Annotated in this window: 13 protein-coding genes and 2 pseudogenes; 9 read left to right on the top strand and 6 right to left on the bottom strand. The window is 61.7% G+C overall.

The annotated features are described in order from the left end of the window. Nucleotides 1-248 precede the first annotated feature (248 nt). Nucleotides 249-1321 (top strand): annotated as a pseudogene (locus ACQY76_RS09340) (IS3 family transposase); the annotation flags it as partial. Between the two features lie 55 nt (nt 1322-1376). On the opposite strand, the gene ACQY76_RS09335 reads toward ACQY76_RS09340, so the two are convergent. Together ACQY76_RS09335 and ACQY76_RS09330 are read right to left on the bottom strand one after the other, a co-directional pair. Next, a complete protein-coding gene (locus tag ACQY76_RS09335; protein WP_428032603.1) occupies nt 1377-2075 on the bottom strand; it encodes a hypothetical protein in 699 nt (232 codons plus the stop codon). A 654-nt stretch (nt 2076-2729) separates the two neighbouring features. After that, on the bottom strand, nt 2730-2918 hold the full coding sequence (locus ACQY76_RS09330) for a ribbon-helix-helix protein, CopG family (RefSeq protein ID WP_428032602.1): 189 nt from the start codon (nt 2916-2918) through the stop codon (nt 2730-2732). Nucleotides 2919-3050: 132 nt separating this feature from the next. Here ACQY76_RS09330 and ACQY76_RS09325 point away from each other — a divergent pair, with 132 nt between their 5' ends. After that, the gene (locus tag ACQY76_RS09325) at nt 3051-3716 is read left to right on the top strand and encodes a hypothetical protein (protein ID WP_428032601.1); all 666 of its coding nucleotides are present in this window, start codon (nt 3051-3053) and stop codon (nt 3714-3716) included. Here the strand turns inward: ACQY76_RS09325 and ACQY76_RS09320 are convergent. Continuing rightward, a pseudogene (locus ACQY76_RS09320) lies at nt 3706-4272 on the bottom strand (HNH endonuclease); the annotation flags it as partial. The gene ACQY76_RS09325 and the pseudogene ACQY76_RS09320 sit on opposite strands and share 11 nt — an antisense overlap. 216 nt (nt 4273-4488) lie before the next feature. Between ACQY76_RS09320 and ACQY76_RS09315 the strand changes: the two are divergent. Next, on the top strand, nt 4489-6504 hold the full coding sequence (locus ACQY76_RS09315; RefSeq protein ID WP_428032600.1) for an ATP-binding protein: 2016 nt from the start codon (nt 4489-4491) through the stop codon (nt 6502-6504). Between the two features lie 247 nt (nt 6505-6751). Here the strand turns inward: ACQY76_RS09315 and ACQY76_RS09310 are convergent, their stop codons facing one another. Continuing rightward, nucleotides 6752-7687, bottom strand: coding sequence for a putative phage abortive infection protein (locus tag ACQY76_RS09310; protein WP_428032599.1), 936 nt, complete (start codon nt 7685-7687; stop codon nt 6752-6754). A gap of 516 nt (nt 7688-8203) precedes the next feature. Further along, nucleotides 8204-9109 carry a LysR substrate-binding domain-containing protein gene (locus ACQY76_RS09305; protein ID WP_428032598.1) on the bottom strand — a complete coding sequence of 302 codons (906 nt, stop codon included), beginning with the start codon at nt 9107-9109 and terminating at the stop codon, nt 8204-8206. Nucleotides 9110-9182: 73 nt separating this feature from the next. Between ACQY76_RS09305 and ACQY76_RS09300 the strand changes: the two genes are divergently transcribed. Together ACQY76_RS09300 and ACQY76_RS09295 are read left to right on the top strand one after the other, a co-directional pair. Then, nucleotides 9183-10385, top strand: coding sequence for an MFS transporter (locus tag ACQY76_RS09300; RefSeq protein ID WP_428032597.1), 1203 nt, complete (start codon nt 9183-9185; stop codon nt 10383-10385). Nucleotides 10386-10432: 47 nt separating this feature from the next. Continuing rightward, a complete protein-coding gene (locus ACQY76_RS09295) occupies nt 10433-10858 on the top strand; it encodes a GFA family protein (protein WP_428032596.1) in 426 nt (141 codons plus the stop codon). A 258-nt stretch (nt 10859-11116) separates the two neighbouring features. On the opposite strand, the gene ACQY76_RS09290 is transcribed toward ACQY76_RS09295, so the two are convergent. Further along, nucleotides 11117-11680 carry a TetR/AcrR family transcriptional regulator gene (locus tag ACQY76_RS09290; RefSeq protein ID WP_428032595.1) on the bottom strand — a complete coding sequence of 188 codons (564 nt, stop codon included), beginning with the start codon at nt 11678-11680 and terminating at the stop codon, nt 11117-11119. A 110-nt stretch (nt 11681-11790) separates the two neighbouring features. Between ACQY76_RS09290 and ACQY76_RS09285 the strand changes: the two genes are divergently transcribed. The 4 genes from ACQY76_RS09285 to ACQY76_RS09270 all read left to right on the top strand — a co-directional run bounded on the left by ACQY76_RS09285 (nt 11791) and on the right by ACQY76_RS09270 (nt 15778). Continuing rightward, a complete protein-coding gene (locus ACQY76_RS09285) occupies nt 11791-12579 on the top strand; it encodes an SDR family NAD(P)-dependent oxidoreductase (protein WP_428032974.1) in 789 nt (262 codons plus the stop codon). Between the two features lie 92 nt (nt 12580-12671). Beyond that, nucleotides 12672-13673, top strand: coding sequence for an NADP-dependent oxidoreductase (locus ACQY76_RS09280; RefSeq protein WP_428032594.1), 1002 nt, complete (start codon nt 12672-12674; stop codon nt 13671-13673). A 114-nt stretch (nt 13674-13787) separates the two neighbouring features. Further along, on the top strand, nt 13788-14603 hold the full coding sequence (locus ACQY76_RS09275; RefSeq protein ID WP_428032593.1) for an oxidoreductase: 816 nt from the start codon (nt 13788-13790) through the stop codon (nt 14601-14603). A 155-nt stretch (nt 14604-14758) separates the two neighbouring features. Beyond that, nucleotides 14759-15778: an MBL fold metallo-hydrolase gene (locus ACQY76_RS09270; RefSeq protein WP_428032592.1), complete on the top strand. Its 1020-nt coding sequence runs from the start codon at nt 14759-14761 to the stop codon at nt 15776-15778. Nucleotides 15779-15829 lie beyond the last annotated feature (51 nt).

The following is a 15829-nucleotide window of genomic DNA, read 5'->3' as shown; positions in this document are numbered from 1 at the left end:
TAAAGTCGTCGGTCCCGCTCCCGTTGAAGTCAAGGACGATATTATCCTCGACCCAGCCAGTTCCCCTGCTGTTTACGGTCGGGCAAACTACAAGGTTGGGGGCCAAATACCCCATGAATTTGCAATAGCGGTTAAGCTCGTACGGGAACAGATTGGCCGGCTTAGCAAATTCTGCCTTTCCGTCGCTGACCTGAGACCCCGATCCTCCTCCAGATTTGAGTAGAGTCCGTCGATCACGGAGACGGACGATGCGAGCCTCACGGTTCACGGAAGAGCAGATCATCGGCATGCTGAAGGAGCAGGAGGCGGGGGCGAAGACCGCTGACGTGTGCCGCAAGCACGGCATCTCCTCGGCGACCTTCTACAAGTTCAAGGCAAAGTATGGCGGCATGGACGTGTCGGATGCCCGCCGGCTGAAGGCGCTTGAGGATGAGAACGCCCGCCTGAAGAAGCTGCTCGCCGAGCAGATGCTGGACAACGCTATCCTGAAGGATGTCGCCTCAAAAAAATGGTGACGCTCGATGTGAGGCGTAAAGCCGTGGCCCATGCCTGTGCCGAGCACGGGGTGAGCCAGCGTCGGGCGTGCAAGGCATTGAGCTTCGATCGCACCAGTATGCGCTATCGAAGCGTCCGTCCTGACGATGCGGCCCTGCGCGACGCCATGAAAGCCGTGGCCGGCGAGCGCCGCCGCTTCGGCTACCGACGGATCCACGTCATGCTGCGGCGTCAGGGCATCGTGATGAACCAGAAGAAGCTGCGCCGGCTGTATCGAGAGGAAAAGCTCCAGGTGCGTCGGCGAGGTGGTCGCAAACGGGCGCTTGGCACAAGACGGCCTATGCTGGTGCCGGATCGGGTCAACCTTCGCTGGAGTCTCGATTTCGTGTCGGACGCCTTCACGGACGGCCGCCGCTTCCGGGTGCTGGCCGTTGTCGACGACTTCAGCCGGGAGTGCCTGGCACTGGTCGTCGACACCTCGCTCTCCGGCCTTCGAGTGACGCGCGAGCTGGACGAGATCATGGCTGTTCGGGGCAAGCCTTCAACCATCGTGTCGGACAATGGCACTGAACTAACCTCGATGGCGGTGCTCAAATGGTGCCAGCAGACCGGCGTCGAATGGCATTACATCGCGCCCGGCAAGCCCACGCAGAACGGCTTCGTCGAGAGCTTCAACGGCCGCTTCCGGGACGAATGTTTGAACGAGACACTGTTCTCGCACCTGCCCCAGGCTCGCGCCGCTATCGCCTCATGGAAGGAGGACTACAATGTGAACCGTCCCCATTCAGCTCTCGGCAATCGATCCCCTGCCGAGTTCGCGGCAACAATCGCACTGGAAACCGAGGCCGCATGAGGCCACAAATCAACCCTCGGACTCTCTCTTAAGCCGGAGGAGAAATGGGTCTCAGGTCAAGGGTACGTCCCTCATCGGTGACGCCTCGCACCAGCACGTGGGTGTGGGTATGGCCGGTGTTGTGATGATCGACGGCAATCCAGTCGAGCTTGGTTCCGAGATCGCTTTCCATCTGCCCCATCAGCTCGCGGGTGAAGCCTTTGAGGTCGCCGAGCTGCAATCCATCTTCTGGTGCGACAATGAAGCGGAACTGGTGACGGTCCTCGCGACCGCGCTCCAGGAAGACCTTGCCATCGGCCTCATCCTCGAATGCCGAATAGCAGCGTCCCTTCTGCCGGTCGGGCGTCACACCGTCGCGCTGGAGATAGCGCAGATGTGCATCGACCGCCTTGGCGGAAGCACCGACCGTCTTGCGACCTCCGCGGCCCCGCACGACGCCGAGCTTCACCACTCGCGCCTTCACCACCACGCGGCGAGAACGGAACCGCCCACCCGCATCGACCTTCCAGCCGCGGTCAACACCGGACAGCGCGCTTACCGCCCGGACACCGCGGCCGCGGGCGTTGTAGCGCCCGCTTTCCTTCCGGCCCGACCAGCCGCCGGCCTCGCGCACCGCGATCTCAACTTGGCGCCGGAACGGCAGCGCCGCAAGGCTGCTCTGTCGCGTGCCGCGCTGACGGATCCGGCCTGGGCGTACTCGGAACGTGTCCCTGTCTTCCTGTGACATGCAGGCACGATGAACGGCGTCGCCCCAGAGTATCAAGCGTAGAAACGGCGGGGTCGCAGATTGGCGCTCAAAGACTTGTCTCAGCGTGCAAAGGGCGGAGCGCACATTGCGGTCTCGGCCAACAACTCCAAGCCAGATCAGGACGTTACGTCAGCCGACCCATCCCTCAGCACCCTAAGATTTGGGCTCCGCACGGTGCCTCAATCTGCCAAAACCAATGTGCAGACAACCGGACAATGTCGCCAGACATTGCGATCGACAGATCGCTTTATCTTGCGCTCAATTTCTTCTTCTTCACTGCCTGCCAGCTAATTCAGAAAATACCGGCCGAATATACTACCAAGTTCTGACCGAGAAGGCCACGTTTTGGCCAGCGGGAGCCGCTGACACGCTGCGGGCACCGAGGCTACCACGAGCGCTGTCGGACGCGAGATCGGCGAAGCGGCGGATTCGCGGGCAAAAGCCGTCCAAGCGGCAGCCCAACCGGCGTCGAGTCTGCACTGGTGATGTCAATGGATGTGCATCGCCGTGCAGAAAACTTGCAGAGAAACTGCCGCCGATCTGCACAGAGGTCGCAGTTTTTGTGCGCATGAGCAGCAATGAACGGAAGCTGGACGTGCTATCGGTTGATCGTGGAAGTCGCCGATCTCGGTATCATTTGCCGCGCTTAGGCTGGGCGACCTCTTGCGATGTTTCGGCGACTGAGATGCCGCGACGCTCGGCATATTCGAGCAAGGCAACTTCAATCAAAGCCGTAATCGATCGCCGCTCGGCGTCAGCGAGCTGGCGCGCCAGCGCGAGTACGTCAGCATCAATGCGGGTAGTGAAGGGCTGTTTCGTCATCGGCCTTATTGCTTGCGATCCGGCGTAGTTCGAGGCAGAGTCATGCACGTGCATTGCACGTATAGCGGCCGGGGTGAGTGCGCGAACACCCATCCCGGCCTGACCACAACCAAGCTGATTGGAGCTCGGATCATGGCTGATTCTGAGATTACCACGAGTCTGTCCCGGCCATCCCGGAGGGACGTTCTGTCTGCCGCCCTGCTGACGGTCGGTGGAACCTCTTTCAACCGTTCGACTGCATCCGCGCCGCTAGATGGTGGCGCAACTGATGCGGCCGTTCTCGCGTGGGAAGCGTGGAGCGCCGCTCATCGGCGCACGCTCGCCCTGTGTCGGAAACAGCAGCGTTTGGAGTCCGAACTCGCGCGGACGATCGGATTTCCGCAGGCGGTCCTTGTTGCAGCCGAGCTGCCGTCTGCGATTCGCATCAGCTCACTGCGACAGTTCGATGAGCTTGCGGCCGATGTGCCGTCGCTGAGCACTCGGCGCGATGAAGTTGCGGCCGCGCTGCGCAAACATCAACAACGCTGGGACGACGCGGATCGCGCCATCGGCTACTCCGTCGCTCGACAGCAAGAGGAGGCGGCTTCCGACGAAGAAGAGCGCCTGATGAAGGGAGTTCTTGCAGCGGAAGCCACGTCTCTGCGCGGCCTCTCCACGAAGCTCGACGTGCTGCTTGCCGTCGGCGCGGATGGCGCCGAGGGGCGGCATTTCCCGTGGCCAGAGCTGCGGCGCATCCGCAGGGATGTCGGGGGCTTGCTGCAGTTGCAGCGTCACGATGGAGTCGGCCTCACTGCTTGAAGCAGTGCTCCCGATGCCAACGCAGGAAGTGCGGATGCGGACGCTCGAACGCCCGTTGCGGGGCAATTGCGCGTCCTCTCCGATTGATGAAGGCGCGCACGCCATCGGGATCGTTGGCGTGCCGGGAGATCAGCACGTCGAGATCGTCCGTCAGACTGATCAGCCCCCGGTCGAACATCCAGTGCGCCGTACCTGACAAAGCCAATCCATTGCTGACGATATCCGGACCGTTCGCCTGAACCGGCTGAATATGCGCAGCCGCGACCTCGGCCCGCCCGCCGCCATTGATGAGTTTCAAGCCGCTGATGGCGCAGCGCTCATCATAGGCGCGTAGAACGATGCGTCGGAAGACGCGATCCCGCACGATCCGCGACGAAAGATAGCTGACGCGTTCCCGACTCTCCTCAAACACAAAGGGAGCCTGTTCTTCGCTGAATCCGTTCTGAGGCACAGCCGTATCCGTGCGCGGAAGCAGTGGCGCGCGGTCATCGAGGCCGCGCGCGACGATGCGGTCGAAATCACCCGGGGAGAGCGGTCGAACAGCGACCTCGGCCCGCCGGAGATGCGTCGCCGCTAAATGGCACCGGGCTGGCTAGGTGCCTGCGCTCCCAACTTCCCTCCAACGCTTCATCCTGATAGCAAATGTTAGTGACAGGGACAGACGTGCAGAGCGGTGCTGCGGTGTGGTGACGTTCGCTATTCCATTAACGGTGAGCATGCCGGCGTATCGAGGTCAGATGTGAAGCACAGGATAATTGACCTCGAAACTGAGGTGAAGCGGGCGACCCTACCGGATGGCCTTCAGGGGTTTCTGTTCCCTCTCTATGAGGCTGTGTCCAACTCCATCCATTCCATCGAAGAACGTTGGGGTGACGAGGTCGAGACGAACGGGCGCATTGAGATCGAGTTGAATGCGGAAGGCTGTGAGATCCAGATCATCGATAACGGCGTTGGGTTCGATCAGAAAAATTTAACAGCGTTCCTTACCCCTCTAACCGGCAACAAATACGAACGTGGCGGCAAGGGGTTCGGCAGATTCATCGCATTCAGGATATTTGACGAAGTTTACTACTCCTCAAGCCAGTTTGACGCGGTAGGCGGCACGTCCGGCCATTCCTACAGGTACGAGCCGTTCGCAGTTGAGGACAACCTCATCGAGGTGAGCCCCGACGCTACGATTGGAAAGCATCGTTTCGAAACAGGCTTGACTGTGCTGATGAAGTCACCTCAGTCGACTTCACGGGTATTCTTTAATTTGGATGGCGATCAGTATTTTGATGGATCTGCTCTAGATACTATTGCTACGGCGCTCCTTGATCATTTTCTAATTGAATTTATTCAAAAGAAGATTCCAAAACACTTCTCCCTAACCGTTCAGAGCGAAAAGCTAAATCTTCACGATTATTTTTACAAATCTCTCTCAACGGGTGGCTCTAAGATTGATAAATTGGATATTGGACACGTTGAACGTGAATTTAGATTTGATTATTTTAGAGTTGGCGAAGATAAAGCCAAGAAGCACAGACTATATTTCTATGCAAACAATCGCGCGGCAAGCGATCTTGAAAATATTTCATCTGGATTGAATGACAAGCCGTTTTCTGAAGAGATAGACGGTGCCGTTCGGCGGTATTATTATCTAGTTGCCGTCTCAAGCGATTTCTTCGTGTCATCTCAGTCTCGAGATAGAATTACCAATCTACATGGAAAGATAGATCATGCGGGTAGGAGAAAATCCATCAAAGATCATCTTATTGCGATAGCAAAGCAGCATATCCTCGATATTGAGGAGGCTTACACGGCCGAGCGCCGAGCCAAGATGGTCGCCGAGGTTGAGCACCTGATTGCAATTGATCCTCTTCTTCGTCGCGGGCTGGGTGATAAGTCTGCTGCCGACTTTGTGCAAAAGCGCTCGATCACCGAGACGCGGGAGCAGTTGGCCCAGGATTTATTTGTTGAGAGATTCCGAAAGAAATTCGACTTTACAAAAATTGATCATACCGTAAGTGTCGATCAATTGGTTCACATCGTTAAGACAAAAATTCCAGAAGATGCAAAAGAGGCATTGGCCGTATACGTGTCCTACCGAAATCACGTAATTCAGATATTTCGTGAGTTATTAAAGAAGCAGGCGGACGGGCTCGCAACAGAGGACAAGGTTCACGAGCTGATCTATCCTCGCTACAAGGACAGTGAAGAGGTCGATTATAGCTCTCACAACCTCTGGATTCTCGATGACGATCTCGCTTACGCACAATACATTTCGAGCGATCGCACGCCGGATGGCAGCTATCGGGCTAGGGGCCAGTATGCGCATGACCTCCTTATAAACAATCAGAACGAACTGATGGTCGTTGAGATGAAGCGCCCGCAGAAGAAGGGGTACGCGGCCGATAGCGATAGCCTAACGAATGATCCTGTTGACCAGCTGAAAAAACAGATCTTGGACATCCGGAAAAAGGGGAAAATTAATACCTCTGGAGGAAGAGAGATAATTATTCCTCAGGACATGATGGTTCGCGGATATGTTTTGGCGGATTGGAACGATAGTCTCAAGGCGTACTTGGAGATGGAAGACTTTACTATTACAAATTATGGCGGACAGATGGCTTATAGATATTACTCCGCACTAAACCTAATGCTAGAAGTAATTGCATTTGATAGACTTGTTGACAGGGCGAGTAATCGAAATGACGCTTTTGTTCAGATGCTAGAAGGTCGCTCTACCTACGACCGAAAGCCGAAAGGAACACTCCTCACCCTTGCCGGGACGGCACGCGAAGCGTGAGTTGGCGACGCTATGAACAATGGAAGGCGCTGGTTCCAAACTTTCAGCGCCGCAAGATCGCTCGTGTTCAGGTGGACATGGATCTCATGCCCAAAGCATAGTAGCGATAGAGGCTGACGCGGACAGACATCACACATAGCTCTCCTTTTGTCCTTGCGCCCCGCCAATGCCCCCGGATTGGCGCTGATGCATGCTGGCTTGGAGAGCAGTCGGTTTGCTAGGTTGTGCTAGCGAAGCTCCGGAAACCTTAGCCGCCCTGACGGGCGTCGGATTGCTCAGCCAGCTTCGCGGGTGGCCATTCAGCGGGCGGCCGTCGCTTTGGCGCGCCGAAGGACCGCGGAGAATAGTACGTCTCGTGAATCGGATCGATCAACATTCCTACAGGGAGATTGTCAAACAGCTGATACTCATGGATATAACTCCAGTAATTTATTCCATGTTTGTTTAGCGCCGTATAGAATAGCATAATAAGTTCGAAGTCGGAGAGCTGCGCTCGCAATAGCTTAACGTATGGTCCGCGGTCCTCGATCCCTTTCGCTTCATGTACAAACCGTAGAACATTGTATAAGTATCGATAGTAGTGCGCCAAATCCTGCTGTCGGCGCTGCCAGAATGCATCGTAAGCCAATTGGAGACGTTCGCGATCCGGATGGCCTGCTGTTTTGACGTATTCTTCTTTGAAGTTCTCAAAAAATTGGCTGAAACAGTCGCGGCCTTTCGTATCTCGCGCCCCCTTGGGAGTGCTAATCCCTGGTGCGCGCTTCCGACCACTGTAGAAAAGGTCGATCGAGTTCACGATGGTATTGTGCAGCGTAAGCATCTGGAAGAACGTGGATTCGAAGTTTTGTCGGTCGGTGGCATGGATCTGCTTCTCTAAGGCGGTTGCAGAACGTTCCAGCTCGGCCCGCGTATCCCGCAGTTCCGTCTGCTGTAGCACGATGGTGACCAGTAGCCCCATGAAGGTAAGGAACGTCAGGAGCGGATTGAGGGTGCCGCCTATGAAGTCGCCGAACGGACCCATCTCCTGGGCGCTGCCACGCCCTAATATGGCTACAGCGAACACAATGATGGTAAGTCCGGCGGCGAACAAAAATAGATAGAAAAGGCCTGGCGTGCTTTGCCTGCCGTCTTCGACTCCGATGAATGCGTCGAACTTCCGTCTCAAATTGCAAATGAGCTTCACTGTCGTCGCCACCAACGTTCGAGATCGTACGTTAGTCGCATATTGCAGTCGTAGTGGGTAGGTCTCGCCTCGCTTGAGTGGGGACCACAAACTCAGCAGCCTCATCAGCCAGAAACGCGGCGAAGTTTCCGACAGCGGACATCGCCAACGGATCCAGTGGGTCATCAGGCATCATAGGGCTATAGCGAACACATAGTTCTCTTCTTGGTCGCTCGCGGCCCGCCAGTTATTTAGCTTAAATCTTTGATTTCGAACAAGTTTCGGGACGAGGCCTGTTAGCCGCCCCACATTTTTAAATTGCTGCACCCCAGATCGACCGTTGAGCGCCCTCTGGGCCTGTCGACCAAGCGGCTATCGCCATTCCTGGGGCTGACCTTTGACAGCTCACGCGCAACGCTCTCGGCCTCCACCGTGCGTCTCTCCGTGCCGGTAGACCTGTGCCCGAAGGCGGCCGGAGGTGCGGTGGGGATAGAGACTACGCCTCCCATTGTCGGTCGCCGCTAGCCAGCACCGCCACTAATGTGCGGGCACCGCCTCGATCCACGCGCAGACCCTTTCGCTGGCGGTGCGCAGCGGCGAGTCGACCGGGGTGTAGGCGAAATAGCCGCGCGACGGCAGCGAGATCTGCGGAAAGGGCGTCACCAGCCGCCCAGCTCGCAGATCATCCTCGATCAGGGTGGACGGCGCCATTGCCACGCCGAGCCCGTCTACCGCCGCCTGGATCGAGAGGTAGAAATGGTCGAGCATCAGCGTCGCCGCCGGTTCGAGCGCGCCATGCCCGGCCTTCGCCAACCAGTCGCGCCACAGCCGGGGCATGCTGGCGACCTGCAAAAGCGTGTGCCGCGCCAGGTCGCCCACCTCGTCCAGCGGCTGGCGGTGCAACAGCGACGGGCTGCAGGCGGGCAGCCGCCGCTCCGGCAACAGCAGGCGGGCCTCGAAGCCGTTAAAGGCATCCGGCCCGCCGCGAATGATCAGGTCGTACTCGCCGGCCAGCCCGTCCACCGGCTCGCTGCCGGTCGTGAGGTCGATGGCGATGTCGGGATGCGCCTCGCGCAGCCGGCCGAGCTTCGGTACCAGCCAGCGCAGGCTGAAGGTGGCGAGCGCGTTTACCTTCAGCACCACCGTGCCGCTGGGCCTGCTGCCATGGGCCGAGGCCGCTCGCGCGATGCGCTCCAGCGCGGGCTGGATATCGGCGAGCAGCGCCCGGCCCTCAGCCGTGAGGGCGACGCCGTGGCTCAGACGGCGAAACAGCGCCGGCGGGCCGAGCCATTCCTCCAGCAGCCTTATCTGCCGGCTGACCGCGCCATGGGTGACGCCGAGTTCCGCCGCAGCGTCCTTGAAGCTCAACCGGCGCGCCGCCGCCTCGAACGCCCGCACGGCGTTGAGCGGCGGCAATGGGCGTTCTTTCGAGGGGGCGGTCATGTGAGTTTATCTGACGTCATGCGGTGAAATTAGTCGTTTGCGGCCCGCCGTCCAGCCGTCGCATATCGATGAAGTGACAAAAGCATCCTTCCTGTCCCGATCCGCCGCGTCGCCGGCGCCGTCCTGCCCGCCGGACACGCGCCGGCGCACGCTGGTGCTCTCCGGCCTCGCCCACGCGCTGCATGATGGCTACACCGACGCGATCTATGTGCTGCTTCCGGTCTGGCGGGCCGAGTTCGGGCTCGACTATGTCGCGCTGGCGCTGCTGCGCGGGCTCTATGCCGGGGCCATGGCCGCGCTGCAGGTGCCGGCGAGCTGGCTCGCCGATCATATGGGCGGGCGCGCGGTGCTGATCCTCGGCACGTTGATCGCCGCGGCCGGCTATGGGCTGGCCGGCTTCAGCGGCGGCGCGCTGGGGCTCTGCGCGGCGCTGTTCCTCGCCGGGGCCGGCTCCAGCGTCCAGCATCCCATCGCCTCCAGCGCGGTATCGCGCGCCTATGGATCGGCGGCGCGCGGGCCGCTCGGCACCTATAATTTCAGCGGCGACCTCGGCAAGGCGATCATTCCGGCGGCGCTTGCCTTTGGCCTGTCCTTCGCGCCATGGCGCCCCTCGCTCTGGCTGCTGGCGCTGGCGGGGATCGCGGTCGCCGGCCTCATCGCCGTCTCCATGCCGAAGATCGCGCCCGCCCCGCCGCCTCCCGCCCAGCGTTCCGCGCCGCCGCGCGGCGGAAGCGGCTTCCCGCTGCTGCTGTCCATCGGGGTGATCGACACCGGCGTGCGCATGGGCTTCCTCACCTTCCTGCCCTTCCTGCTGCAGTTGAAGGGGGCCTCGCAGCCGCTCATCGGCACGGCGCTGGCGCTGGTCTTCCTGGGCGGTGCGGCGGGCAAGCTGGCCTGCGGCTGGCTCGCCCAGCGCTGGGGCATTGTCGGAGTCACCCTGTGTACCGAGGGGCTCACGGCGCTGATGATCGCGCTTGCCGCCTTCCTGCCGCTTGGGCCGCTGCTGGTGCTCCTGCCACTGCTCGGGCTGACGCTGAACGGCACGTCCTCGGTGCTGTACGGCACCGTGCCCGAACTGGCACCGGCGGATCGGACCGAGCGGGCCTTCGCCATCTTCTATACGGGCGTCATCGGCTCGGGGGCCTTGTCGCCGCTGCTGTTCGGCGCGATAGGCGATCAGGCCGGCCCCGTCATCGCGACGCTGGGAACCGCCGTCGCCGCACTCGTCAACCTGCCGCTCGCCCTCGCCCTCGGGCCGAAGCTGGCAAGGCGGTGAGCGCGCGACGCAGGCCGGCGCCGCGTGAGACATCGACAAGGAACGACATGGCGAGCGACATGAACACGCGATCTGGCCAGTGCCATTGTGGGGCGGTGCGCTTCACCCTGGCGCTCAGCGAGGGCTTCAACTCGATCCGGCGCTGCACCTGCTCCTATTGCCGCATGCGCGGCGCGGTGGTGGTGATGGCTGAAATGGGTGGGATCGACATTTTGCAGGGCGCGGAGATGCTGACCAGCTACCGTTTCCACACCGGCGCCGCGCAGCACTTCTTCTGTTCGCGCTGCGGAATCTACACCCACCATCAGCGCCGCTCCGACCAGCGCCTGTACGCCGTCAACGTCGCCTGCCTCGACGGCATAAGCCCGTTCGATTTTCCCGAGGTGCCGGTCATGGACGGCATCAACCACACCAGCGACACCGGAAAGCCGACGCGCCGGGCCGGCACGCTGCGTTTCATCCCGGCAAGCTGACCGCCGCGGGCCCGCCGATCCCATGAGTAAAAGCCGCCGGCTCACAGCCGCTATGACGAATGACCGGCTTGGGGCCGGTGACTGTCCGTCAGCTATTGGGGACGTCAATCGAGCTGCTGACGTATCGCCCCATGTTGCCGAGGGCGAAATTGACGCAAAGGCTACCTTCGTAACGCACGCTTCGAAGTCCACGTCGAATTGGTGGGTGGCGTGCCGCTAGCCGAAGATGCGATCCAACTCCACTCGTGGGCCTCGGAATTACAGGGCTGCCCCCTCCTCGATCCCCGCCTCGATCCAGGCCCGGGTCTGCTCGAGAATTTCGTCTGAAAGAGCGGGGTCATCAATGGCGCGGGCGAGTATAACCGCGCCGATCATCGCGGCCCAGCTTCCAATCGCTGCCTGACGCCGGTCGGCCGGAGGCGCCTCCGGGAGCGCCGTCTCGATACGGGCGATCTGCGAGCGAAGCCCTTCCGTCATCGCCGCGCGTGCCGCGGGGGTCTGGTGGCGGATGGCGGCGGCAAGGCCCGCCACGGGGCAACCCGCGGCCGGGTTGTCGCGATGGCGCGGCGACAGATAGGTGCGCAGATAATGGTTGAAATCGCCATTTCCGCCAGCGTCCACCGCCAGGGCGTGGACCAGCGTCTGCGCGACCAGATCATCCTTTGAACCGAAATGCCCATAGAAGCCGCCATGGGTGAGCCCGGCCACCTTCATCACCTCGGCAACGCTGACGGCATCGAACCCTCTGTCGCGAAACAGCACGCTGGCAGCGTCGAGGATGCGGCGGCGGTTCTCCGCCATCTGCTCGCGGCTGACCTTCATTTCAGATTCCTCCGACGCACGTCATTGACAATTACATGATGATCGTCATATTTAGAATCAATCATGATGTTCATCATGTATATGGCCACGAATTGACGAGAGAGCAACCCATGCCCGCCCATCCCTCCGTTCTCATCACCGGCGCCTCGACCGGCATCGGCGCGGCTTATGCCGAACGTTTTGCCCGCCGTGGCCATGATCTGGTGCTGGTTGCCCGCAACACGGCGCGCATGGAGGCGCTGGCGGCTCGCCTGCGCGAAGAGACTGGCGTGGCGATCGACATCATCGCGGCCGACCTGACACAGCCCGCCGACCTCGCGGCCGTGGAGGCCCGGCTGCGCGACGACGCCCGCATCGGTATCCTGATCAACAATGCTGGAACGGCCATTGGCGGCAGCTTCATCGAGCAGAGCACCGATGATGTCGCGCAGCTGCTTGCCCTCAACACCACCGCCGTCCTTCGGTTGGCCAGTGCGATCGCGCCGCGTCTCGCACAGGCCGGCGCGGGCGCGATCGTCAATGTCGGCTCGGTGGTCGGGCTGGCGCCGGAATTTGCCATGACCGTCTATGGTGCCACCAAGGCGTTCGCGCTGTTCCTGTCGCAGGGGCTCAGCCTCGAGCTCGGCCCGAAGGGCGTCTATGTGCAGGCGGTGCTTCCCGCCGCCACGCGCACCGAGCTATGGGGCCATGTCGGCGCCGATGTCAGCACCATGACCGGGGTGATGGACGTCAACGAGTTGGTCGATGCCGCCATGACCGGCTTCGACCGCCGCGAGGCCGTCACCATCCCGCCGCTGCCCGATGTGGAACAGTGGAACGCCTTTCAGGCGGCGCGTCAGGCCATGCTGCCGAACACCCGCCAGGAACACGCCGCCGCGCGTTACCGGACGGCCGACTGAGCCTTTGCCCGCCACGGCCCGGCTCGCCGGCAACAGTCCCGGCCCTCCGACCGGTGGCGGGTTATCCGCAGGAATCCAGAGAGCGCACCCTCATGAAGGCCTTCACCCTCGATACGTACAAGAAGAGCGGCGTCCTGCGCTTCGGCGACAGGCCGGAGCCGGAAGTGGGGGATGAGGATGTCCTGGTCGAGGTCTACGCCGCCGGGCTCAACCCTCTGGATGCCAAAATCCGAGATGGCGCCTTCAAACCGATTCTTCCCTATCGCCCGCCTTTGATTCTGGGGCACGACATGGCGGGAAGGGTCGCGCGGGTTGGCACGAAGGTCCGCCGCTTCAAGGCGGGCGACGAGGTCTATGCACGTCCGCGCGATGGCCGGGTTGGAACCTTCGCGGAGCGGATTGCCGTCCATGAGGATGATCTCGCGCTGAAGCCGAAGAACCTGACCATGGAGGAGGCCGCGTCCATCCCTCTGGTCGGGCTCACCGCCTGGCAGGCCCTGGTCGACCGCGCCGGTCTGCGCAACGGGCAGAAGATCCTCATCCACGCGGGTTCGGGCGGCGTCGGGACATTCGCAATCCAACTGGCCAAGCACATCGGCGCAACGGTCGCGACCACCACCAGCACCGCCAATGTCGATCTGGTCCGAAGCCTCGGCGCCGATGTCGTGATCGACTACAAGACGCAGGACTTCGAGAAAGTCCTGACGGGTTACGATGTCGTCTTGAACAGCCTGGACGGCGACACGCTCCGAAAATCCCTGACCGTGCTGAAGCCCGGCGGAAAGCTGATTTCCATCTCCGGCCCGCCGGACCCCGATTTCGCCCGGCAGAAGGGCTTGAACTGGGGGCTGCGGCAGCTCATGCGCCTTCTGAGTTTCGGTATCCGAAGGAAGGCCTCACGCCGAGGCATCGGCTATTCCTTCCTGTTCATGCGGGCGGATGGCGGGCAGTTGAGCCGGATCACGGCGCTGATCGAGGCCGGGGCCATACGCCCGATCATGGATCGGGTCTTCCCGTTCGAAGCGACCAACGAGGCCTTGGCCTATCTCGATACCGGACGGTCCAAAGGCAAGGTCGTCGTCCGGCTGAAGTAACGGCGGCGGCGCCTCACCCTGCCGCATGGCCGGCCCTGCGGCGCCAGCCGGCGGCGACTATGTGGGCCGCAATGACGCGCCCGTTCCCTCGTCCAGCAAACCGGATCAGCAACTATGTCCTCTCACTCTCCGAAAACCGCTCTTGTGACGGGGGCGTCGTCCGGCATCGGCCGGGCGAGCGCCGAGGCCCTCACGCGGGCAGGCTTCACCGTCTTCGGCACCAGCCGCAAACCGGGCGGAACCGCCCCGGGCCATGTCACGATGCTGGCCTGCGACGTGACGGATGACGGCTCGGTGGCCGCCCTCGTGTCGGAGGTGCTCGCGCGCACCGGACGCATCGACGTTCTCGTCAACAATGCAGGCGTCGGCATGTTCGGGGGCGCCGAGGAATCCTCGACCGCGCAGGTTCAGCGCCTTTACGACGTCAATCTGTTCGGAATTGTCCGGGTCATCAACGCGGTGTTGCCGTCGATGCGGGCGCGCGGGGAGGGCCGCATCGTCAATCTCAGCAGCGCGCTCGGGTTCATCCCCGCGCCGTATTCGGCCCATTATGCCGGAAGCAAGTTCGCTGTTGAGGGCTATTCCGAGTCGCTCGATCACGAGGTCCGCGCCTTCAATGTCCGCGTCGCCCTGATCGAGCCCGGAACGGTGACCGGCAATTTCGACCAGAGCGCGCTGGAGCCTGACGCCAAGAAGCCGGAGTACGATGGCGGCCGCGCCTGGGTTCATGACTTCATCAGGAAGTCGTTGCCGAAGGCGGTCACGCCGGAAGAGGTGGCGGAAGCGGTGCTCCGGGCGGCCACGGCGTCCCGCCACAGGCTGCGCTACCCGGTGGGCAAGGTGGCGAAACAGGTTAGCCTGCTGCGCCGCCTCATGCCCGCCCGGCTGTTCGACAAGGCGCTGCGCCAGCAATTCGGTTTGCCAATTTGAGGGAGCTGTAGCCTCGCGGCGACCGGCATGGATGGCACGCAAACCACCCGGGAGCCCGCTATAGTGCAACGAGGGATTCGTACCCTCGGTGGCGGCCTGATCTCTGCCGAGCCTCGGAGGTCAGATGAGCGCCATCGCGCCAGCGGAGAGAGGCCATGACAAACAGGACGGCAACGCATCTGCTGCCGGTCGATGCGCTGACGGTGGATGTTATCACCGACAATGTCAGTGACACCTATGTCAGCAAGACGCTGTTTGCTGTCTCCGAGTTCACCAATGTGGTGAACGCTGGCGCGGGCGTGATTTCCGGCGAAACTCTCCTTGCCGCCAACCTTGGCTATGGCCTGCTCCTGCGCACGAAGCGGGACGATACCGAGCACACGCTGTTGTTCGACGCCGGTCCCGAAGGCGCGATCTTCCTGCGGAACGTCAAGAATCTCGGCCTCGACCTCGGTTCGGTCGAGGCCATCGCGGTCAGCCACGGCCATTGGGATCACATGGGCGCGCTGCCCGAGGCCATCGCCGCGATCTGCGAACACAACGGTTCGCCGACGGTCCACGTCAATTCCGGCATGTTCAACGAACGCGGCGTGCTGCTGAAGAGCGGTGCGGTCATTCCCGTCGCCAATGTCCCGACGCCTGCCCAGATGGAAGCGCTCGGCGGGCGCGTGGTAAATGAGGACGGGGAGCGCCTGCTGCTCGACGGTCATTTTTACTACAGCGGCGAAATCCCGCGCGTCAGCAGCTTCGAGAAGGGCCGCACCGATCATCTGTCCCGTCCCGGCCCGAATGACCAATGGCGGCCGGATCCCTTCCTGATGGACGAGCGCATGCTGGTGGTGCATGTGCGCGATCTTGGCCTGATCGTGTTCAGCGCCTGCTCGCATGCGGGAATCGTCAATGTGTGCACGCAGGTGCAGGCGCTTTTCCCGGGCCTGCCGATCCACGCCGTCATGGGCGGGTTGCATCTGGGCGGGGTGATGGAGACGCTCATTCCCGAGACGGTGGAGGGGCTGCGCCCCTTCGACATCGGCCACATCATCACCGGCCACTGTACCGGCTGGCGCGCGTTGCACGCGCTGGCGGAGGCCTATGGGGAGAGCGTCAGCCAGTCCGCCATCGGCACGACCTACACCTTTGCGGCCGACCCTCCCGGCGTGGCGAAGCCGGACTGAAGGTTCTCCATGTTCGCCGCGCCTCGAACCTTTCGCCCGCCCTCCCGCGCT

Origin of the sequence: Ancylobacter sp. (genome assembly GCF_965279025.1) — a bacterium.
Taxonomy (GTDB): Bacteria; Pseudomonadota; Alphaproteobacteria; order Rhizobiales; family Xanthobacteraceae; genus Ancylobacter.
The sequence above is the reverse complement of the archived record's forward strand: the minus strand, read 5'-3'. Positions and strand labels throughout refer to the sequence as shown.